21 protein-coding genes and 1 other RNA gene are annotated in these 21,559 nt (G+C 33.1%); 5 read left to right on the top strand and 17 right to left on the bottom strand.

The genetic code is table 11. The annotated features are described in order from the left end of the window. Window positions 1-6: 6 nt before the first annotated feature. From FJR47_RS07615 to FJR47_RS07590, 6 genes are read right to left on the bottom strand one after another with little or no spacing between them, the layout of a single operon-like run. On the bottom strand, window positions 7-1,158 hold the full coding sequence (locus FJR47_RS07615; RefSeq protein WP_152299845.1) for a sensor domain-containing diguanylate cyclase: 1,152 nt from the start codon (window positions 1,156-1,158) through the stop codon (window positions 7-9). After that, entirely contained in the window at window positions 1,152-1,583 is a 432-nt protein-coding gene (locus tag FJR47_RS07610; RefSeq protein ID WP_152299844.1) for a hypothetical protein, read from the bottom strand. The genes FJR47_RS07615 and FJR47_RS07610 overlap by 7 nt, the downstream gene beginning before the upstream one ends. Then, window positions 1,584-3,443 (bottom strand): TonB-dependent receptor domain-containing protein, encoded by a 1,860-nt coding sequence (locus FJR47_RS07605; protein ID WP_152299843.1) that lies wholly within the window; start codon window positions 3,441-3,443, stop codon window positions 1,584-1,586. 52 nt (window positions 3,444-3,495) lie between these two features. Continuing rightward, on the bottom strand, window positions 3,496-4,059 hold the full coding sequence (locus tag FJR47_RS07600) for a ComF family protein (RefSeq protein ID WP_241690986.1): 564 nt from the start codon (window positions 4,057-4,059) through the stop codon (window positions 3,496-3,498). A 21-nt stretch (window positions 4,060-4,080) separates the two neighbouring features. Next, complete coding sequence (gene lepA / locus FJR47_RS07595) at window positions 4,081-5,871, bottom strand: translation elongation factor 4 (RefSeq protein ID WP_152299841.1); 1,791 nt, start codon at window positions 5,869-5,871, stop codon at window positions 4,081-4,083. Window positions 5,872-5,884: 13 nt separating this feature from the next. Then, window positions 5,885-6,811, bottom strand: coding sequence for a ribose-phosphate pyrophosphokinase (locus FJR47_RS07590; protein ID WP_152299840.1), 927 nt, complete (start codon window positions 6,809-6,811; stop codon window positions 5,885-5,887). A 173-nt stretch (window positions 6,812-6,984) separates the two neighbouring features. Between FJR47_RS07590 and FJR47_RS07585 the strand changes: the two genes are divergently transcribed. The 3 genes from FJR47_RS07585 to FJR47_RS09720 all read left to right on the top strand — a co-directional run bounded on the left by FJR47_RS07585 (window position 6,985) and on the right by FJR47_RS09720 (window position 9,926). Continuing rightward, on the top strand, window positions 6,985-8,403 hold the full coding sequence (locus FJR47_RS07585) for an SLC13 family permease (RefSeq protein WP_152299839.1): 1,419 nt from the start codon (window positions 6,985-6,987) through the stop codon (window positions 8,401-8,403). A gap of 87 nt (window positions 8,404-8,490) precedes the next feature. Then, the gene (locus FJR47_RS07580; protein WP_152299838.1) at window positions 8,491-9,315 is read left to right on the top strand and encodes a hypothetical protein; all 825 of its coding nucleotides are present in this window, start codon (window positions 8,491-8,493) and stop codon (window positions 9,313-9,315) included. 200 nt (window positions 9,316-9,515) lie between these two features. Then, window positions 9,516-9,926: a hypothetical protein gene (locus tag FJR47_RS09720; protein WP_188093715.1), complete on the top strand. Its 411-nt coding sequence runs from the start codon at window positions 9,516-9,518 to the stop codon at window positions 9,924-9,926. 854 nt (window positions 9,927-10,780) lie between these two features. Here the strand turns inward: FJR47_RS09720 and FJR47_RS07575 are convergent. The 6 genes from FJR47_RS07575 to FJR47_RS07550 form a co-directional block, all read right to left on the bottom strand. Then, window positions 10,781-11,464 (bottom strand): hypothetical protein, encoded by a 684-nt coding sequence (locus FJR47_RS07575; RefSeq protein ID WP_152299837.1) that lies wholly within the window; start codon window positions 11,462-11,464, stop codon window positions 10,781-10,783. A 193-nt stretch (window positions 11,465-11,657) separates the two neighbouring features. Continuing rightward, entirely contained in the window at window positions 11,658-11,969 is a 312-nt protein-coding gene (locus tag FJR47_RS07570; protein WP_152299836.1) for a hypothetical protein, read from the bottom strand. Further along, the gene (locus FJR47_RS07565) at window positions 11,966-12,262 is read right to left on the bottom strand and encodes a hypothetical protein (protein WP_152299835.1); all 297 of its coding nucleotides are present in this window, start codon (window positions 12,260-12,262) and stop codon (window positions 11,966-11,968) included. Before FJR47_RS07565 ends, FJR47_RS07570 begins: the two co-directional genes overlap by 4 nt. A gap of 1 nt (window position 12,263) precedes the next feature. Continuing rightward, the gene (locus FJR47_RS07560; protein ID WP_152299834.1) at window positions 12,264-12,440 is read right to left on the bottom strand and encodes a helix-turn-helix transcriptional regulator; all 177 of its coding nucleotides are present in this window, start codon (window positions 12,438-12,440) and stop codon (window positions 12,264-12,266) included. A 191-nt stretch (window positions 12,441-12,631) separates the two neighbouring features. After that, window positions 12,632-13,366 (bottom strand): helix-turn-helix domain-containing protein, encoded by a 735-nt coding sequence (locus tag FJR47_RS07555; protein WP_152299833.1) that lies wholly within the window; start codon window positions 13,364-13,366, stop codon window positions 12,632-12,634. Further along, on the bottom strand, window positions 13,363-14,607 hold the full coding sequence (locus tag FJR47_RS07550; RefSeq protein ID WP_152299832.1) for a tyrosine-type recombinase/integrase: 1,245 nt from the start codon (window positions 14,605-14,607) through the stop codon (window positions 13,363-13,365). The genes FJR47_RS07555 and FJR47_RS07550 overlap by 4 nt, the downstream gene beginning before the upstream one ends. 469 nt (window positions 14,608-15,076) lie before the next feature. Between FJR47_RS07550 and FJR47_RS07545 the strand changes: the two genes are divergently transcribed. Further along, a complete protein-coding gene (locus FJR47_RS07545) occupies window positions 15,077-16,369 on the top strand; it encodes a tyrosine-type recombinase/integrase (RefSeq protein ID WP_152299831.1) in 1,293 nt (430 codons plus the stop codon). 21 nt (window positions 16,370-16,390) lie between these two features. Here the strand turns inward: FJR47_RS07545 and ssrA are convergent. After that, window positions 16,391-16,765, bottom strand: a transfer-messenger RNA (tmRNA) gene (gene ssrA, locus FJR47_RS07540). Between the two features lie 180 nt (window positions 16,766-16,945). On the opposite strand from ssrA, the gene FJR47_RS07535 reads away from it, so the two are divergent. Then, window positions 16,946-17,905: an ArdC family protein gene (locus FJR47_RS07535; protein ID WP_152299830.1), complete on the top strand. Its 960-nt coding sequence runs from the start codon at window positions 16,946-16,948 to the stop codon at window positions 17,903-17,905. Here the strand turns inward: FJR47_RS07535 and FJR47_RS07530 are convergent. The 4 genes from FJR47_RS07530 to FJR47_RS07515 form a co-directional block, all read right to left on the bottom strand. After that, window positions 17,900-18,871 carry a plasmid recombination protein gene (locus tag FJR47_RS07530; protein ID WP_152299829.1) on the bottom strand — a complete coding sequence of 324 codons (972 nt, stop codon included), beginning with the start codon at window positions 18,869-18,871 and terminating at the stop codon, window positions 17,900-17,902. The two genes, FJR47_RS07535 and FJR47_RS07530, sit on opposite strands and share 6 nt — an antisense overlap. Window positions 18,872-19,026: 155 nt before the next feature. Further along, window positions 19,027-19,629, bottom strand: coding sequence for a hypothetical protein (locus FJR47_RS07525; protein WP_152299828.1), 603 nt, complete (start codon window positions 19,627-19,629; stop codon window positions 19,027-19,029). A gap of 216 nt (window positions 19,630-19,845) precedes the next feature. After that, on the bottom strand, window positions 19,846-20,775 hold the full coding sequence (locus FJR47_RS07520; protein ID WP_152299827.1) for a hypothetical protein: 930 nt from the start codon (window positions 20,773-20,775) through the stop codon (window positions 19,846-19,848). Next, a complete protein-coding gene (locus tag FJR47_RS07515; RefSeq protein ID WP_188093714.1) occupies window positions 20,759-21,559 on the bottom strand; it encodes an AAA family ATPase in 801 nt (266 codons plus the stop codon). Before FJR47_RS07515 ends, FJR47_RS07520 begins: the two co-directional genes overlap by 17 nt.

Here is a 21,559-nt window from a genome sequence, read left to right as displayed (position 1 = left end):
TTATTTTTACTTAAAATTTAGTTTTTCATTATAAACTTCTATGCGATTTCGCCCGTTTTGCTTTGCAAGATAGAGCATATTATCTGCTTTTTTAATAACTTCATGCAGATTTTTCTCTAAAGCCGGGTGATTGTGCAAACCAATAGAAACACTAAGATTAATCGTATGGTTGTTATAAAAATATTTTTTTGAATTTATATTCTCTTTGATTCTCTCACAAATATGTAAAGCTGATCCGCTTCTAGTATGAATAAAGAGTAAAAACTCTTCCCCTCCGTATCTAATAAGTATATCACTCGCGCGAATGGATGTTTTAAATATTTCACTTGCTTGAACAAGAACATAGTCTCCGGCATCGTGCCCATAAGTGTCATTGATGACTTTGAATTTATCAAGATCAATCATAGCGACGCTGTAGTTATTTAGATTGATAACATTTGGCAGCTCTTGAAGATAATTTCTATTAAATGTATTTGTGAGCGGATCGGTAAAAACTCTTTTTTTGGTAGCAAAGTAGTAAAAAAGCTGCATTAGAGTTATAAATATAAAGAGTAGAATCAGCCAAATTAAAACAATAAAAAAATTCTCCAGAGGCTCAATGGATTCTAATAGATATTTTTGAAGATCTGTTGATATATCAACACTAAACAGAGCTATGACTTCGTTATTTATAACTATTGGAAGCAGATAGGTAATATAAAGATTTTCCATATTTTTCTGTTTTATGATTTGAGGCTTTTTTGTTTTATATGCGTCAATATACTCCTGCTTTTCAACATCAAATTTTTGATAAAAATTTGCTTTATCAGTTTTTGAAGCATCTAAAATAAATCTAAATCTGTCTATCTCGTCTTTATATAAAACATAGGTATATTTAATATTTGACGATATTGTCATGGAGAGCATATTTTCATATTTTTTTCTGTTATTTTCATTTTTAAAAGCCAAAAGCATATCTTTTGAATTTTGTATATTTAGAGATTTTAAAAAATCATGCTCTATATTTTTAAGGATAGAAGAGATATGCTCAATATCATGTTTTTGTATATTTTCAAAAATACTTGTACTTGTTTTTTTTGTATAGTTGTAAACATACAGCAGTGCTATACTTAAAATAAAAAGCAGAAAAAATATAAATATCTCTTTCTTCTTTACCATATCTTCTCTTCTATATATTTGTCTAGTTTGTTTGAAACTTTAATGGATTGTTCTTTTATTCTTGGTTTAAGGATAACGATATTTGGTCTGCCTTTTTTCCAAAACATTGCGCCAAAACTGCGTGGAATCTCTTTTAGCAGTGAATAATCAAGTACAAAAATAGTTTTTTTGTAGCAACTCTTTTTTAGGTTTTGTTTTTTATCTAAAATTATTAAAGAGGAGTCTTCGCAAGTTGAAGAGGTTTTTAGGCTTGTGCTTTCTTTAAATTCAAAAAGCAGATTTTTATTGTCTGACCAGATAATTAACTCATCTTGTATAGAAATATTTGTAAAAATTTTTTCTAATATTTGCGTTTTTATAATATGTTTGTTTTCTGAAGCAAAAACAGTAATAATTAAAAAAAGTATACTTACAACTGTTTTCATTTAAAAAATATACTCCATTGTGAAGATGGCTCTCTTCTCAAGAGCAGGCACTTTTATACCCGATATGCTGTTTTGAATTGCTTTGTCAAATATATTCTCGCCTTTTATTTTCAAATCAAGTTTTTTGCTGTAATGATAGATTATACCCGCGGTATAGTCATAGCCTGCATCGATATGTACGCCGTCGACACCGATGTAAGAGGATCGATATACGAGTTCATTATAGATGTCAAACTTATTAACTCTATTATAAATTTGAAGAAGTACTCCTTCGTCTGAGCTAAAATAAAAATTATCTTTATATGCCTTAAAATACTCAAAAATTATTTTGTTATCTGCGTTAAATTTATAGCTGCTGTTGATAAAAAAATGTTTATAATCAGAATTTTTATCATTATTTATATATATTTTTTCTGAAGCATCATATATGATTCCATTTTTAGATTTAGAACCTCCCGCTCCTGCGGTTATAGTTACACTCTCTTTTTTATACTCAAGTTCAACTTTGGCAATAGCTGTTTTTGAACTTTTTAAATATGGATTTGGATTGTAGATTGGGGAGAATGTTGTTTGCGCAAAAATCGGGTAGATATAACCTTTTTGAACAAATGACTTAAGTGAAAAATTTTCACTTAATCTCCCTATATAACCCAAGCGAAATGTCTCCTGTGTTGAAGAAGTGCCAAAATGGCTGTCGTAATGATCAAATTTAAGACCCAGTGTTATTTTATGATCTTTGTTTATACTGTAAATATCTTCAAAATATGCCATGTAGATATCAAGCTTTTTTGGACCGAGAATTATCGGTTTTTCTGTGCTATTGCTTTTTAACTCATCAAGAAAAAATCTTTTAAATTTTACTTGTGCGCCAAATAAAAGATTATTGTTTTTGTATTTGTGTCTCTTCTCTAAGATTGCACTGTTGGTATACGAACCTGCTCTCATAATAAAATCATTTGCTATTGTTTCATCAAAAAGTGATATACCGGTTGTATCCGAATTTTCTATTTCCAGAGTTTCGTAAGTACTTGAAAAAATAAATTTTAAAGAGGTATCAAGATATTTTGTAAATTGAATGTAGTGATATTTTACATCAACTTCTCCATCTTCTATGGAAGAGCCTATACCGCTAAAGAGATCATACTTTTCTGAAGAGCTTCCTGCTTCGAGCATAAAGTCCTCTTTTTTTGAGAGGTTAAAGTAAAATTGTCCTCTATATCCATCTCTTGACAATGTACTTTGGTTGTTTTTGTATTTTTTATACTCATTTTTACCGATATCAATATTTGCTAAACAGGAGTAGCCGTTAAATGTATCAGCTTCTATTATTTGAGCTCTAGAGCCTCCCTCAGAGTCAAGCGAGAGTTGTGATACAAATGCCCTCTCTCTTGATGAATCTTTAGTGTAGAGTTTAATAATCATATTCCCAGGTTCACCGCTAAAAGTGATAGAGTTTGAAGCTTGGTAAACTTCTATATGATCTATATGATTGAGTCCCATTTTTCCAAACTGGGCCATGCTTGTACCAGAAGTAACAGATGTTAATTCATAAGAATTTATAAATATTTTAACAGATGACATACTCTGTTCTGAGTAGGGAGTTTTTACAAGTGAGCTCATTCCAAAGTTTGTAGTTTTTAGTGTAAACATTCTTAATGTTTTTAAAACATCATTTAGTGTATAAGCCTGCATTTTGTCTAAGTCTGCGCGAGAAAATACTATAATATGTCCCGCTTCTTCATTTTTTGTTTCAAAATAAAGTTCACTTGCCGCTCTATATTGAGAAAGCAATTCATCGATATCTGCTTCTTTACTAAACAACAGAGTTGTTAAAAATATTAAAAAAAGATATATTTTCACATTTAACCCCTATTATTTAGAAAATACGGCTGCAATTATACATAGCCGCCGCTTATTTTGTACTTGCATCTGCTAAAGCGAGACAAAACAGGACTTTTTTTTGATTTTTTTGCATAATCTGGACGGCCTGTGTAAAAGTAGAACCTGTTGTGACTATATCATCTACTAAAATCAACTCTTTTTCTTTAAATTTTTTTAGTTCAAAATCTCTTGAATTTAAAATTCTAAATTCTCTGCTTTTTCCGGAATAGGAGATTTTGTTTTTTGCTCTTAGTTTATTAAAAAACGGCTTTATGCTTTTGCTTTTTAATGATTTATTTAATATTGCTGTATGAGAGTAACCGTTTTGCACATAATCATCAATGGCTATTGAAGTTACTATACCGGGATAGTCAAATGCAGCAGCAAATTTTTTTAGAGAATTTTTTGCAAGTATGGAGTAAACATAATAGCCTAAATCGGTATGTTTTGTATGAAGCAAATCTTTTATATCGCTGTATTTGTAAAAAGAGATAACTTCTATATTGTTAAGAATTTTTCTTTTGTAGATAGAAGGAGATAAAAATTTGTTTTGGCAATTATTGCAGATATGCGAGAGTGATAAGTTCTCGCACATTAGACATCTCATTTATACTGCTTAGTCCATCTTCAATACGGACATAAACGCTTCTTGAGGAAGCTGTACTTTCCCGATAGATTTCATTCTTTTTTTGCCGGCTTTTTGTTTTTCAAGCAGTTTTCTCTTGCGGGTAATGTCACCGCCGTAACACTTTGCAGTAACATTTTTGCCCATTGATTTTACTGTTTCACGAGCTATAACCTGATTGCCCAAAGATGCTTGAACAGCTACTTCAAACAACTGACGAGGGATAAGCTCTTTCATGTTTTTAACCAAAGCTCGACCGCGAGTTAAAGCCGATGTGCGAGGCACTATAACGCTTAATGCATCAACAACCTCACCGGCTACTTTAACATCTAGTTTTACAAGGTCACCCTCTCTAAACTCTATCGGCTCATAGTCAAATGAAGCATAACCTTTCGAGATAGATTTTAAAGTATCGTAAAAACCGACGACTATCTCGTTCATAGGAAGAGAATACTCAAGCATAACTCTATCTTCATTTAGATATGTCATCTTATCCTGCGTACCTCTTTTGGATATAAGAAGGTTTATAACATTTCCAAGATATTCGCTTGGTGTTATTACCGTTGCTTTTATGTAAGGCTCTTCTATTCTGTCTATATGGTTTATCGGCGGAAGTTCCGAAGGATTTTGAACCTCTACCAAATCTCCGTTGTTTAGATACACATTATAAATAACAGATGGTGCAGTAGCAATTAAATCAAGCCCAAACTCTCTTTCAAGACGCTCCTTGATAACTTCCATATGAAGCATTCCCAAAAATCCGACACGAAATCCAAAACCAAGAGCTATAGAGGTTTCAGGCTCATAAGAGAGAGAGCTGTCATTTAAACGAAGTTTGTCTAATGCGTCACGAAGCTCTTCAAACATATCCGTATCAATAGGGTAGAGACCTGCAAATACAAACGGTTTAGCCGGCTCATACTTTCCTACAGGTTCTGCAGTTGGTTTTTTTGCATCGGTAATAGTATCACCTACATTTACAACGCTTACATCTTTTAAGCCAAGAACTACTATGCCGATTTCGCCACTTTTTATAGAAGCTGTTTTTTGTCTCTTTAATGGATGAGGATACATTAAGTCAAGAACTTGATGCTCCTCGTTGTTGCTCATAAGTTTTACTACTTGATTTTTTTTAATCTCTCCATCAAACACACGCACTAATGCCAATGCACCAAGGTACGGATCAAACCAGGAGTCGTAAATAATAGCTTTTGTAGGAGAGTCAGGGTCTCCAACAGGAGCCGGAACTCGTTCTACTATAGCATCTATAAGCTCACGGATACCGACTCCTGTTTTTGCGGATACTAAACAAGCATCAGTTGCATCTATTCCTATGCTTGTTTCAATCTCTTCTGCTACTTTTATGGGATCTGCTGCAGGAAGGTCTATCTTGTTTATAACAGGAATAAGTTCTAAGTTATTTTCCATTGCAAGATAAACATTTGCAATTGTTTGAGCTTCAACTCCTTGAGCTGCATCAACGATAAGCAGTGCACCATCACTTGAAGCCAAGGACTTACTAACTTCATAAGAAAAATCAACATGACCCGGAGTATCAATAAGATTTAAAATATAGTGCTCACCGTCTTTAACATAATCAAGCCTGACACTTTGAGCTTTTATGGTAATACCGCGCTCCTTTTCGATATCCATCGTATCCATCATCTGTTTGCCTAGTTCCCTCTCGGTTACAGAGCCGCACTCTTGAATGATACGATCAGCTAAAGTACTTTTACCGTGGTCAATATGCGCTATGATAGAAAAGTTTCTAATATTTTTCAATTAATTCCCTTGATTATGCAAATAATGAGTTTACGCTTTCGTTATGATAAACTCTGCGAATAACTTCTGCAAAAAGAGGTGCAACCGTTAAAACTACAATTTTATCGTGCGGTTTTGATTCTAATGTATTTGTAACAATGAGCTCATCAAGTTCACCGTTTTCTATATTTTCGTAAGCTTTTCCGCTTAAAACAGCATGCGTAGCACACGCCATAACAGAAGAAGCCCCTTTATTTTTAAGCGCAGTTGCCGCTTTTACCATAGTTCCGGCAGTATCTACCATATCATCAATCATAATAACATCTTTTCCGCTTACATCACCGATAATATTCATAACTTCACTCTCATTTGCTTTTTCACGGCGTTTATCAACAATAACCATATCAAGTCCCATGCGTGAGGCGAAATATCTTGCTCTTGCAACACCGCCGATATCAGGAGATGCTATAACAGGATTTTTAAGATTTTTACTTTTAATATAGTTTTCAAAGGTTACAGAGCCGTAAAGGTTGTCAACAGGAATATTGAAAAAGCCTTGGATCTGCCCTGCATGCAAATCTATCGTTACAACTCTGTCTATCCCGGCAGCTTCATACATGTCAGCTACAAGTCTTGCAGTAATTGGAACACGAGGAGCTGCTTTACGGTCTTGCCTTGCATATCCATAGTATGGAACAACAGCTGTAATACTAGAAGCACTTGATCTGCGAAGAGCATCTGTCATAATTAGAAGCTCCATTAAATTATCATTTGAGGGTGCTCCTGTTGACTGGATAATAAATACATCACGCCCGCGAACACTTTCTGATATTTGGATAGAGATCTCTCCATCACTAAATTTTTTAACATCAGCTTTTGCAAGTGGGACATCTAGAATTTGACAAACTTCTTTGGCAAATTGATTGCTGGCAGAACCAGCGAAAATTTTATAACCGCGCATAGAATACCTTTTGAAAAATTTAAAAGAGATTATACAAAATTAGTGCTGAGGAGTTGTTAAAATAATAAATCTTAAAAAAATTTAATTTCTTTATTCGTTTTAAATTTTTTAGTTTGATATAATGATAAAAAAATTAATAAATACTTAAGTTTAAAAGAGATGGTAAAAATTTCATGAATTCTGCTTATAAAATATTTACACAATTTTCATTTCTCTCATTTTTCGCCTCTTTATTTGCAGCACTTTTATTAGCATATACTCCTGAATATGGATTATCAAAAGAAGCAGTGAATACACTTTTTATACTTATCTTTGCAGCAGGACTTTGGATAAGCGAGGCAATACCGGCATTTGCGGTTTCGCTTTTGGTCGTAGCGCTAGAGATAGTTCTTTTAGGTTTTAGTGATTTTGATTTTTCAGCTTCAAATGAGTGGGAAATATACTTAGACCCCTGGTCTTCACCTTTGATTTTTCTTTTTTTAGCAGGTTTTATAATGGCATTAGCCGCCTCAAAAACAAAGATTGATGTATGGCTGGCAAAAAAAGTTCTATTTTATGTCGGAAACAAACCGCATAATATTATTACAGGTCTGATGGCAGTTACTTATTTTTTGTCTATGTTTATCTCAAATACTGCTACGGCTGCTATGATGATGACTATTATCGCTCCTATGCTGCTAAGTATAAAATCATCAAATCCATTTTCTAAAGCTACAGTTCTGGGAGTTGCCGTAAGTGCAAACCTTGGCGGGATGGCTACAATAATAGGAACACCTCCAAATGCAATAGCTGTCGGTATTTTGGGGCAGAGTGCTCCATCATTTATAGGATGGATGGGTCTGGCTTTGGTACCATCGTTATTTATCGTAATAATTCTTAGATTTTTGATAGTAAAACTTTATCCTTCAAATGAAGAGTTTATAAATCTACAAAGTATCGGTGAAGTTGAACATCTAGATAGTGAAACAAAAAATTCAAACACAGAGATACTTCCTGGCTGGAAAAGGGTAGTAACCATTGTGATTTTTATAATAACTATACTCTTATGGTTAAGCGGTCCATTACATCATATCCCAACTACAGCCATATCTTTTCTTCCTATAATAGGACTTACTCTTTTTGGAATAATAGACGCGGATGATATTTGTAAAATTCGATGGGATGTAATTATTTTAATCATAGGAGGACTTAGCCTTGGTTTTGCCATCTCAAAAAGTGGATTAGATGCATGGTTTGCAACGCTTATTGAAACTGATGGGCTCTCTCTATTTTGGATTGCATTGATATTTTCATACTTTGTGGTTTTAGTGTCAAATTTTATGAGTAATACAGCAGCTACCAATATAACTCTTCCGATAGTTGTAGCAATTGCCGCAACAATTTCTGCATCTTCATCCCAATTCGCTGTAATTGCAGTAGCTCTTAGTGCCTCTTTTGCTATGAGTCTGCCTGTTTCAACTCCTCCAAATGCCATAGTGTTTGCAAGTAATAAAGTTATTTCCAGAGACTTTTTAATTATTGGACTGGTAACAGCTCTTATTGGGCCTCCGGTGGTAATAGGTTGGCTCTATTTTATAAATACTGTTTTTTAAAAAACTTAAATTAACTTTTTTTAAGTTTTTAGATAATAGAATGAGTTATAGACGGAGTATTTTTTATATTAAACAAAAAGAGGAAGCATGAATTTTTTAGTTAAATATTGGGATAAGATATTGATACTTTTTTTTTCAATAGTTGTAGTTGTTTTGGCTTTCTCTTTTGCTATCGATATAAAGGCAAAAGAAATTATTGATGACTCTTTGGCTCAAGCAATTGTAGTATTTGGCAGCGCTAAGGCTCTAAATGCAGTTATATCTCTTGCTCAGGGAACAGAGTTGGATCTGCCTTTTTTAACGGTTGCTATAGGCGAAGTTTTAGATCCGATTAATGATTTAATTGAACAATTTTCTCTTATAATGCTTGCAAGCATGACATCATTGGGTATTCAAAAAATATTGATGGCTTTTGTGACAAACAAAATATTCAATATAGTTTTGGTCTTTTGTTTGACGGTAGTAAATATTTGGTTATTTCTTAGGTTTAAAAAAGATGAAAGAGTTCGATCGTTATTTTTTAAAGTTACTGTTATTTTGGTTTTTTTGAGATTTGCAATACCTTTTATAGGATTTGTAAATGAGGTGACATATCACTATTTTGTTAAGCCTGAATATAATATTGAGAAGCTAAATGAAAATATTGTTAAAGCCAAAGATGAGGTCAGTAAAGTTACAAATGAGACTATTATGCAAAAACAGCAGAGTTCTTTTTTTGATAAAGTAGTAGAAAAATTTGATTCTGATTATTACAGCAAAAAAGTTGATGAGTATAGAGATGCGGCTGAAGATTCCAGTCAGTATATTGTTGATTTGATAACTGTTTTTGTGTTTCAGACTATACTTTTGCCAATAATTTTTCTTTTGGTTTTATACTATTTTATAAAAGGAATTTTCAATATAGGCAGATAAAATCTTAGAAATATCAAAAAAATAAATATTACTAATTTTGTTTTTAAAGTATTTTTTGTAAAATGTGTTTAATGCTAGAAAAAATTTAGCATTTTTGAAAATTAATGTTGTAAAAGTTTTAATTTTTTAAAGTAATAAAATTAACTTTTAGAAAAATAGATTTATATTTTAAAATATAATAAAAATCGGGAGAAGTTATCATGAAAAAAATCATTTTAAAAGCATTGTGTGTAGCATCATTAATTGTTGTGCCATCGGCACTATTTGCCCAAAACGGCAAAGGTTCTAAAAATAATAGTGAAGGATACACTCAAGAAAGAGTTCAAAAAAATGAGCAAAGTTATGACAGAAAACAGGAACAAAAGAATTTAAAAGCTCAGAAAAAACAAGAAATAGAAGAACGCAAAGCTCAGAAAAAACAAGAAATAGAAGAACGCAAAGCTCAGAAAAAGCAAGAAAAGGAAGAGCGTAAAGCTCAAAAAAAACAAGAAAAAGAAGAGCGTAAAGCTCAAAAAGAAGAACGCAAATCTCAAAAAGAGTTAGAAAAAGAGCAACGCAAATCTCAGAAGGAAAAAAATCGAAATTCAAATATAGAAGCAAATGACGATTAATTTTTCAGATTATTAAAAATTTTTTGTTTACAAAAATTTAGCCAGTTTGGTGGAAGCAAACTTCTGCTTTAAACTGGTAATTATTTTTTTTATTTAAAAGTAAGTGATTGGTGGAGCTGTGGCCTACCGTGTGAGGTCTATTTAAAGCCTATAAATAGGGTTTTTGTGGTCTCATAGATTTTAAAATGTACCTTAAAATGTACCTTTTTGCGGTCGCTTAAAATTTTCTTGGCTTCTATAATCGCATTTTGTAGTTTTAATTGTACCAAACAAATATTTAAAATCTCATTCTGCTATTGAAGATTAAAGAACGGTTTCCTTTTTTGGCATTCGTTCCTATTTCAAATATTTAACTTTTGCTTATACGGGTTTCTCGTAGTCGCTAAAATGGCGGGTATTAACTTAATAATTTCTTTACTACTGCATCGACATGAATGTCGGGGTAATACATCACCCCAAACTTGGGGGCATCATCTTTAATCATCAGCACCGCATAAAACCATTTTACCCTTACAATCTATCGCTTGAGATATGTTCGTGCCTTGTAGGGCAGATATAAGCCTTTGGTTAATTATATTTGATTAGTTAATATACTTTGGTTAATAGGTTAATGGCTTGAAGTGTCCTATTATAGGATTTAATTATAATAGTTATAATAGTTATAATAGTTAACATAGTTTAAAAAAAATGATAATTAGTGAGTTTTTGAGGCTTGCAGCACCCGTGATATAAAAAAAGCTCTTACAGTACCTATGACTTTTTTTGCTTGAAGATTACTTTTATATCTGCATTATTGAAGCGTTTATCTTTTGCAAGTATCTCTTTTATCTTTTTGATTACATCATCTTTACTCATTAGTTCCCCCTTGCAATGTCTGTAACTTCTTTTAGTTCGTGAAGTGGTAAAGCTAAAACTCTAAAGTTTGGAATGATAACTTTCGCTTCTATCCGCCAAACTATAAAAGCTAAATTGTTTTTCACTTGCTTATTATAGATGATTATTTTTTCTATCATTGGTATATCTGGGCGGTTAATGTAATGAGTATCTGTAAACAATCCATCTTTTGTAATGTACTGTTTTAAATCAAAAAATCTTTTAAGTGCTTCTATGTTTGGGCGGTGTTTAGTGTCGGAGCAAATATCAATATTCATATTTATTTTTGAAGTACCAAATGATAAAATATTTAAAAGTCTGTTTGTGAGTTCATACGGTGGCGGCTCTTTGTGATATTGCTTTATACCAAATATTACTAAAGTAGCTTGATTGTATTTTGGCGGTGTAGATGAGTTGTAATAGTAGATGTTCTCACGCTCTAATTGGTAAGCGGTTGTAATCTCATCAGCCGTGAGCCGCTTTTTTAATTTCGCCATTATCCGCTTATCTCTGGCGTTGATTTTATTCCATCTACCTATGGCTTTTAAACTCTCTAATTTATGCTGTTTTTGGAACTCTATTCTTATAGTGTCTATGGCAAAATCTTCATTATTATTTTGGTTAAATTCGTTGATAAAATCTTCTAATTCGTGTAAGATATTCATAGTGTTTTAGTCTCTCTTTTTTATACCTATTAAGAACTTCATTTCTTAAAGTGGTTTTTGTTATGTATCTCTAAGCCCGTGCCTATCGTGGGCGGTTGAGGTTGCACCCCTCAAAAAGTAGCTTAATGTGTAGACTACATTAGACTTTATTGTAAGGGGTGTTTTTTTCAAGCTTAAAGAGGTTTTTACCTCTTTATTCTTTACTAATAACTTTCAATAATTCCGCCACTTTTTGCTTATAGGCAGAATTAATTCTGTATATTCCTATTCGTGCCGTGCTTCCATCTATTTTCAAGACGGTGTGAGTTTCAGTTGATAGTATGTCGGTACCGTCTGCAACATCAAAAAAAGACTCAAATTTTCTTCTAATATGCTGTATTATATCTGGCAGATAATGACAATTAAACAACTCTTTTGAGTAGTGAGTTTGCACCCTATCATCATTTTTTAATGCCAACGATAAAATCTTTTTTTCTGTATTATTTAAAGATATTTTCTTAATCATAATACCACCTCATCAAAATCACTAAAAGAAAATTCATTATCCATCAGTGTGAAATTTGAAGCCATAAGCTCCATTATAAAACCGATGTCTACAATGTCAAGGCTCTTTAGTTTATCAAGTATCAAGATAGATATTTGATAAGTGTATAAATCCTCTATGCCCTCATCTTGTAATAGTGCATCAGATACCCAACTAATAAGGCTCTTTTTACTTTCATTGGTACTTTTGCCGCTATTATAAAAATCTTCTACCGTGAGAGATACAATGCTCTCTATTCTTTTGGATAACTTCATATTAAGCTACCTCAAAACCATTGATAAGCTTATCTGCCTCTTCTACACTAAAAAGTGTCACACGGTCGCTTAACTTCTTTGGCGTGAGCTTTCCTTGTTTAGCGTATAGCCAAACGGTACTAAGTCCGATATTTAAGTATGAAGCCATTGCTTTGGCTCTTAGATATTTTACTTCCATTTGTAAATCTTTCCCATAGTTCAACTATGATGAGACTTAAAGCTTTAAGATTTTTTAATATCAGTTTAGTATTGAATTAAATTTTACTGATACTCTCTAATCGTCATTAGATTACATAATTCTACAAGCGGCTTGTACACACTCATTCTAGTAATGATTTCAAATGTTTAAGCCTAAAATTTGTGTTTTGTTTACTTTGATAAATTTATATTTTCAAAAGGCAGTGCTTCTAAAATTTTGTCTATTTTGTTGAAGTGAGGATTTTTTTCATTTTTTCTTTTTAATCTTGAATTTTTTGGAAGTATTGTCAATTTTAAATTTTCAGCTAGGTTGATTTTTGTTATTCTAATATCTTGCAAATCTTTCGGCAGATAAATATAATCATAGGGATTTTTTTGCAAATCTTTAATAGCTGTTATTAATTTAGCTTGTTTAGATTTTTCATTAAAACAATCATCTAGCAATTTTAAAATTTCATCAGTTGCATCTTTAATAGTTTTTGTATCTGCTCCGATTTTATAATTATTTTTTTGCTTTATTTTTTTGGCGGGTATGCTCTCATATGAATGCTGATAATAGTAAATTAACCAACTGATAGTAGATAATTTTTCTATTATTTCATCATCGCTGTAAGTACTAAAAAATATAAAAAATTTATCTATTATAAAATCTGTAAAATCATCAGTTGTAATATTTTTTAAGTTCCACGCTTCATAGTGCTTTTGTTTTGTTAATTCTAATCTTATAATAGCTTTTTTTTCTTTTTTTAATTCCGGAGTTTTGTTTATATAATCTTTTATTTCATCTAAGCTTACCGCTTTATTATCGTATCTATGTATTTTGCCTCTTCTTATAAGATTGTTTATGCTTTGTCTTGATATGCCTAATATTTTAGATGCCTCTATTTGTGAGCATTTATCACTCATCTTACCACCTCATCACTAATCAAATTATCAAGATAATCACTCCACCATTGCATCAGCATTTCAAGTTCTTTTATATAATCTGCTCTATGTGTATATGCTCTCTCTACTGCATTTTTTGGTAAATGGTCTAAGGCTCTCTCTTTTGCTTCATAGCTAACATTATGCTCTGATTGATAAGTATCTGCCAAACTTCTAAATGTACCTCTAAAACCGTGTAATCTTGTTTTTCTGCCTTTTGCTTCATCATTAAAACCCATTCTTTGTAATGCTCTGTTCGGGGTTTCGGGATTTATTGGTACATCAGCGTAACCGCTTGTTTTAAATATAAATGTACCACTTGTAAAAAGTTTCTGCTCTTGTAGTATCTCTATAACTTGAGGCGTGAGCGGCATTCTAAAGTCTGGCATATTCTCATCTTTTGCTTTCATTAGTGAGCGTGGAATAGTAAGAAGTCTTTTATCAAGGTCTATGTATTCCCATTTGAGATTAACTAAGTTATCAGCTCTTAAAGGTAAGTGTAAAACTAATTTTAAAGCGTTCTTTGTGCTGTAATCGCCTTTATAGGCATAAATCGCTCTTGCAAGTTCCTTGAGCGTTTGAGGGTCTGTTATCTTTGGATAGTTTTTCTTTTTGGGTGGTGTGAGGATAGTTTTTTTATGAATATTTGCAATGATGTTAAATTCGCAATAGCCTTTCATAGTAGCAAACTGCCATAAATTATTAAGATACTGCATTAACCTACTTGCACTTTCAGGGGCTTTTATAGCTTTCATCTCAAGCAGCTTAACAATCTCGGGATGTTTGATAGTTGATATTAATCTGCCTTTAAAAAATGGCTTTACATCATTTTCAAACTGTCCTACCTTTCGGATGTAGGTACTATGTGCAAGTTCTTTTTTTTGCTTGACAAACCACTCATCTATCACTTTGTCAAATACGCCTTTTTGTTCTGCTAGTATTTTTTGTTTTGTCTCTCTTTTGTATTCTATCGGGTCTATGCCTTGAGCGATAAGCTTTTTATATTCTTTTGCTTTGTCTCTTGCATCCGCCAAAGGTACATCAGGATATTTACCTAATGATGATTTTCGCCTTTTTAAAATCGTAGGACTTGTATATCTAAATTCCCATAATTTTGTACCGTCTGTTTTGATGAGTAATGATAAGCCGTTCCCGTCATTCAGGGTGTAGGGCTTATCTTTTGGTTTTATCTTTGGTAAATCAACTGCTACTAGTTTAGACAAATCAAATCCTTTAATGGTACATTTTAAGAGGTACTTTTTTACTAAAAATTAAAATGTACTGTAAAATGTACCTTTTGGCGGTACATTCAATAAGATTAGTTTAGACAATATTAGATTAACAGTTGCTTAAGAAGTTCGTTGTTTAGGGAGTTTTAAAGGCTTGTTTGGATTGTATTAGATAGTTAAATGGTGGAGCTGTGGAGGATCGAACTTTTGTCTAAAAATAAATTTATTACTATTTGTGTCATTTTAAATAGTATATAATCCCTTAATATAGGTATATATCGACTATATAAGGAAACATACTGCTCAGATGTTTATTTACCTGTACTTACCTATTTAAGTGAGTTATTATATTTACTTAAGTGAGTTTTAAGTAAAATTATAGAGATTTATATGAGTTGAATTAAGTATTTGAGTTGTGTTCTCTCTTTGGGAATCGAACTCAAGTCCCTAAAAGGTAAATGAGATGTCAAACAAGCTTATCAAAGTTCCCGATACAGAAAATTTGTACTATAAAAATGTCAAAATAATCTATGATGGTAAATATGGACCAAGAGAAAAAACTGTAAAGAGATATACGCTTCGATTTTTAAATGAGGATGGGAAAAGAAAACAAGAAGAGATAGGGGATGATTTAACGATAAAAAAAGCTTTGCAAATTCAAGAGAATAAGAAAAAATTTATTGAGTCTATCAAGTCAAAAACTAAGCGTACAAGAAGAACAAGACAAAAGCAACCTATTATATCTATTCCTCAACAAGAAAAAAAGTTTTCAGTTCAAACCATTAATGATTTAGCCCAATATTATTTTAATAACAATCAAGACAAAAAAACAATCAACAGAGAAAAAAGAACTTATGAAATATACATTAAAGATGTCTTCGGCACACAGGATGCTAAAAATATAAAAGTGTCTGATGTAAAACTTTTTTATGCAAATCTCAAAGAAAAATTAGCAATAAAAACGGCTGGTAATATTATTTTGATGATGAAAAAATATTACAACTATGCCATCAAGCATCATTATTATACTGGCGTTAATCTTGTAAGTGAAATTGAAATAACTCATCCTGATAATACGAGAACAAAATATCTTACTAAAGAGCAAATTCAAGAGCTTGAAAATGATAAAAGAGTATTGGAGAATGAAGATATACATCTTTTTGTATTGTTATCAACAAGAACAGGAAGTAGAGCTGGTTCAATCATGAAAGCTACCAAGTTTGACGTAGATTTGGAAAAACATACAATCAAATTGCATAATTTTAAAAAGAAAGTAGAGGACACAAAAGAGTACACTGCATACTTTGATGACATTACAAGAAATGCACTTGAAAAAAGGTTTGAAACTTGTAAAACACATGAAAAAATCATCAAATCAACATATGCATCATTACGGAAAAAATTGCAAAGAATTTTAGATGACCTCTTCAATTATACAGATAGAGATAATGAAAAGGAATTAGATAGTAAGGGTAGAGTGAAAAGTTATAAACAGTTACTTTATTCAAAAAAAGGTTTAAGAAGTGATGAGGCTGTTAGTGAAGAAGATTTAGAAGTAAGAGCAAAAAGACGAAAAAATAGAATAGTCATTCATTCTATTAGACACTCATTTGCTTATAATTTTTTAAAACAAGAAAAATCATCAATTTTTAAACTGAAAAATTTATTGAACCACAGTGATATAAAAATGACGCTCAGATACGCCCATGATGATGAAGATGAGAACAAAGAAATTATTAAAAATATGTATAAGTAAAAAGTTATAAAAAGCCCTAAATGGTGGAGCTGAAGGGAATTGAACCCTTGTCCAAAAACAAATGAACCACGGCGTCTACATGCTTAGAGAAGTTGTTTGTGTTTAATTGTGCTTCACACAACTTGCAAAGCTACACACAACGAGCCTCAAAATTCGTACCAAGCCGAGACAAACTCAGTATATATCTGCATAAGGGTTATACTTCGAATCCTATCTATCCAGAGTCCATAGGTGAAGCAGCCCGTCCTCTAAGAGGGGGTAAAACTTAAGCTACTGCTAAAGCTGGGCGATAATTTGTATTGTTTGCGTTTAAGCAATTGTGAGCCGTGTAACGGAAATGCTCAGTCCGACATGCAACCGTAGCCTACTTGCTCCTGTCGAAACCAAGTCAGCCCCATATTTGGAATCATATTATAGCTAAAAACAATGAATATATAACTAACGCCCGTGCGGTTGTTGTTGAGTTATGTTCTTTCAGACTTTCACAACTCAATTTCTATAAGTTTCTTAATAACTTAATTTTTTCTTAAATACTTTTATACTCTTAGTAACAACCAACTAAAAAAGGAAATTACTATGGAGAACAACCTTAACCAAACCAATAACACAAATCCAGCAAGGGATAGATACAACGAGCTTGTCGAAAAGTTCATATCAGATTTAGAGCAAGGTGTAGAACCTTGGAAAAAATCATGGAACCTAAAAAATGGACTGCCACAGAGTGCTACAACAGGCGGTAACTATTCAGGTATAAATCTCATATCGCTAATGAGCGAAAATCAATATAATTCTAACAAATGGATTACAGCTAAACAAGTCGAAAAACTTGGCGGTACCATCAAAGAAGAGGAGCTTGAAAATGCCAAGGACATCTTCTTTTTAAAGAACATGAAAAAAATTATCGAAGAGGTCAATCAAGAAACAGGCGAAGTTGAAGAGAAAGAGGAGTCATATAAAATACTTAGAAGCTATAAGGTCTACAACACTCAACAAGTTGAGGGTATCAACTTTCAGCATGAAGAGCCGAAGTCCGATAACGAAAAAGTTCAAGAGATTGAAGAGTTCTTAAAATCCATCAATCCGATTGTTTTAAGAGGAGAACCAGCTTACAGCAAACAGGGAGATTGTATCTATATGCCTCATATTGGAGATTTTGAGGATAGTGAGAACTACTACAGCACTTTTTTCCACGAGTTGAGCCATTGGACGAACCATGAGACCCGCCTTGAGAGAGATAAATTCTTGCAAAAATACAAGGAAAAAGCTTATGGTGTTGAAGAACTAATCGCTGAGATGAGTTCTGCTTTTTTATGTGCGGAGAAAGGTATATCAATGCAGACCACCCAACACAGTGAGTATCTTGACTCATGGGTTAAAAATATTAAAGAGAATCCTTACATACTCTTCTCTGCTTCATCTCAAGCAAGTAAGGCAACAACTTATCTTGAAAAATTATCTGTCAATAACATTGAACAGAGCCAAGATAAAAAACAGACAAAGAGCAAGAACAAATTTGCCAGACCTAAAGCTTCATAATTTCATATGAAGCTTTTTTTGAATACGCTCAATATCAATCATCACTTCTGCGAGCAGACCCACTATCTCTTTTTTTAAACTCTCATAGAGTTTCATGTTGTCACTAAAATAAGCTCTATCCATCTTGTTTTGGAGTTTTCTGATTTTATAGACCTCTTCTTTTTTCTCAGGGCTTAATTTTCTCCATATAGAGCTTGGAAGCTGTATTAGGCTCGTGAACTCTTTTTTATTGCGGTAGGGTTGATTTTTAGCGATTAGAAAGTCATTCCAGTTATCTTGTAGCTTTTGAAAGATGGGAGCTTCAACATCTTTCATTTTTGGTATCTTATTACCATGCTCATCTAAGAGGTACTTACCTCTATCTTTGCCGTTCTTTACTTTTTTGTATTGAATCTCTCCATTTTTAACCATAGGCTTTTGCCCGACTGTTGGGGAGAAGAAATCCTTGTAACCCCAGTCTTTGTTAATTTTATCGAATGCAGAGAAAGTGACGTGTATATGAGGGTGCTGTGTCTCACCGCCTTGCATACCCTCATCATTATGACAAATAAGGTCAAGCAGTTCAAACCTCTCAATAATTCCCTCTTGTTTTAAGAACTCCACAATGAGCTTTGCTTTATCTTTTGCGAACTCTTTATCGTAGAACTGGTTTGCTTCCTCAACATCAAGGTCTTGAAAACTAAACACCATCTGAAACGCACCTCTCTGGTTTGCTCGATGGGGTATTGCTTTTAGTTTTTCAATCTTACTTGCATCCATTTTTTTGAAGTAGTGATTGAGATGCTCTTTTGATTTATCTATATGAGTATTTCGTTTGGTCTTTACTTCAAACTCATCAAGATATTCCTCTCTGTTGTTGTGACGCATTATCCCATAGCCTCCTCCAGCATCCAGCCCTTTTACAATCTTTCCTGAGATTGTCTTAGTGTTAAAGGTTATCGGTTGTATGGTCATCACGCACGTCATAAAGTTTATCCTGTATTGGTATATAACTACAGTATAAAACTTTTTGACAGAGTTTGTTTTTTCAAAAAAATTTGAGTGTTAAACAAAAGCCAGTTACTGTTTATCATTTCTGATAAACTACTGGCTCTTGCAGAGAGCCTTTTTACAATGTATTACTACACTGTTTTTTGTGGTGGTCTTCTTCGTTTAGGTTTTTGTTGTTGCAGGTGGTCAGTAGAACCTGATGAGTCTTTGTCATCACTATCATCATCTAAGATATTCTCAAAATCTTCATCACTAAGCTGTGAGAAGTCTTGATTGATTTCATCATCATCTTGTTCAACATTGTTGTACTTGGCATTTTCATTGATGAATCCATGCTTGCTTTGTGATAGATTCTTTGGTTTCCAAACTTTAACAGGAGGTTGTTCAACAATAAGTTTAGCATCATACCACTCTCTCGAGTTTTGGGGAATGGAATTGATTCTGTCATCTGCAACAATATCCCATCTGTTATATAGGTCCGTGACCTTATTTTCTACATCTTTGATGTCACTGATAACTTTGAGCTTCCAATCTGAGATATTATTTTTTACTTCACTTAGCTCTTTTGCTAATTTTTTGATGTCATCAGCATTTTTAAGTATGTAATTCTCTATCAACTGTTGATTATGTTCTATTAAACTGTTGGCATCTTCTTCTTTTCTTAATAACTGTAGAACATAGAGTGATAGAAGTATTGAAACAACTGGCAGTAGATTTAATATTGTCTGTAACATAGTGCTCCTTTTTAGTTTGATTATAATCTTCAAGGAACAAATTTATAAATTTATTACGGGGTCTATTACCCTAATAGAGGGAACCAAGTCACCTAATAGAGGGTAAAGACCAACCTAACAGAGGGAAATGACACGCTTGTAATCCCGTAACTACGGGTGTTGATTTATTTATATATATACTTATACATTTAAAATTGAAGCCTTGGATGGCTTCAATTATCTATTAACTACGATGTAAAGAGTTTTAGAACCTTCGATTGTGAGGGTATATGAAGAGTGATTATTTAGCTCGGCTATAGTTCTTTTCAACTTGGCACTTTGGTTGTATTTGCTTTTTTTTGACTCTGTTTTTACAAAGAGCTGAGAGAGTATCTCATCAAACTCAAATCTGCACTCCTTGTGACTTTGAGGCATCGAGGCAAATCTATACTGTATCTTTGAGTAGAGTAATCTTTGTAAATCACTTCCAAGGTCGTAATACTCAGAGTTATTGAGGATATAGTAACTCTGTTTAGGTTTGATGATGTGTTGGTTCTTACTCTCATACTGATAAGAGAGTAACGCAGGATTAAGCTGTAGATTTAAGCGGTTGTCAACACTTAAGAATATTAACAACGGTGCTGTGATGATGTTTCTCTTATCTTTTGTGTAGAGTGATAGTGTGACATGTGCAAGTCTATTTAGTGAGTTGATTATCTTGCTGTATATCTCTTTGGAAGCTCTTGGTCTGGTATTTGGATTTATGATTTGATAGAACTCATTGATACCGATTTGAGCTTGGTTGGAGTAGAGTTCTCTTCTAACTGGAAGATACTCTTCATTAAGTGATTTGGCTTCAATCATATTTGACTCATAGAGTTCCTCTTTTTGCTTATTGACACTTTGCATGATAGCTCTGAATATCTTTTGGTCGTATGCTGATAGATACATCCCTGTTATTTCAATATAATCAAACCCAGTTACAGACCTATCAAGCTCTTTTCTGATGGTCTGTATCTCATTTTTAGTTATGGTCACGGTGCCATCCAAGTTTTTTTCTTCGGTTTCGACATAGTAAGAGCTTGGCACAGCTTTAAAAAAATGAAACAGCACCTCAATAGATGCCATTCTTGCTTCTTTATATGTGTTCTTAGGCGACAAGTTCATGTTCAGATTCCTCACATATTAGAGCACCTTTATAAGCTCTCATGTACTCACATCTCGTTGGAGCAGAGAAGTTGGTCTTGATAGATTGGCAGATGATGCCTGTATCGTACTCATTTTTTGAGAGTGAGAGTACGAACCTTGAGTTATCGACCAAACTTGATGCACCTCTGCTTATGGATTGGTTTATATCAGCGTTTTGTCCGATAGCACCTTTGTTGGTATGATGCAGTAGTAAGACCGAGCATTGATTGTCTATAGCCATATTATTGAAGTGCGAGAGTACCATCGCCATATCAGCGTTGTTGTTCTCTTCAAAGCCCGTATATGACTTGATGAGCGTATCAATTATTACCAGTTCATACTTACCATCGGAAATAATGGAGTTTAGCTCTTGGAAGAACTTGTTATCTTTTTGGTTCACACCTTTTTCAATAAGTCTCTCTGTCGATTTGTTCTCAATAATTTTAAAATCAAGCTCCGTCTCTTGTAGTGTAGTTTCAGAAATATTGAGAGCTTTTTTATAGGCATACAAGCGTCTTTGAATATCTTCAAGTCTGTCCTCTAAACTTACATAGAGGGTCTTTACAGGTTTTTCAATAAGATGGTTATAGGTCAATCCGCAACTGGCTAAAATTAGGTTAAGCACGAACATACTTTTGCCCGTAGCACCTGGGGCGACCAGCAGACCTACTTCAGAGACAGGAAGCCCCTTGATGCTTTGGTGTTGCTCTTCTGGTATTTTTAGTATGTCGAATTTGTTGAGTTCGTTGTTGAAGTAATACAT

This window comes from Sulfurimonas xiamenensis, assembly GCF_009258045.1.
In the GTDB taxonomy this organism is placed as follows: Bacteria; Campylobacterota; Campylobacteria; order Campylobacterales; family Sulfurimonadaceae; genus Sulfurimonas; species Sulfurimonas xiamenensis.
This window is presented reverse-complemented; position numbering and strand designations above follow the sequence as displayed.